The following is a 391-nucleotide window of genomic DNA, read 5'->3' on the forward strand; positions in this document are numbered from 1 at the left end:
GGGTAATTCTGTTCGTTATAGACGATGAAGCCGGTATCGACCGCAATTTGAACCCCGGCGTAATCGGCGTCGACCGTCGCCGTATGGCCTCCGGCCCGTGCTTGGCTTTCATAAAGCGTGACGTCGTGCACCTGACACAGCGCCCAGGTCGCGGAGGCGCCCGAGATGCCGGAGCCGATGACGGCGATCTTCAGCCGGCGTGGAGCTGGACGGAAGTGCGCGTTCATGCGGCATCCCTCGTGGCATTGTAGGCGGCGAGCTCCCGGTTGCGGGCGAGTGCGTGATCGACGATCGGTTTAGGATAGGTCTGTCCAAGCGCGATGCCGGCCTCGTCGAGCATGCTCCTCGGCGCCTCGAACGGCCGGTGGATGTATTTTGCCCCGAGCTCTCG

2 protein-coding genes are annotated in these 391 nt (G+C 63.4%); both read right to left on the reverse strand.

The genetic code is table 11. The features are described from left to right. The coding region (locus K6N12_RS33745) for an NAD(P)-binding protein (RefSeq protein WP_222149188.1) at positions 1-227 on the reverse strand (227 nt) is incomplete at its 3' end. Further along, positions 224-391: FAD-binding domain-containing protein (locus K6N12_RS33750; protein ID WP_222149189.1), on the reverse strand; the 168-nt coding region annotated here is incomplete at its 5' end. The genes K6N12_RS33750 and K6N12_RS33745, both read right to left, overlap by 4 nt.

The organism is Rhizobium redzepovicii, from assembly GCF_019793435.1.
In the GTDB taxonomy this organism is placed as follows: domain Bacteria; phylum Pseudomonadota; class Alphaproteobacteria; order Rhizobiales; family Rhizobiaceae; genus Rhizobium; species Rhizobium redzepovicii.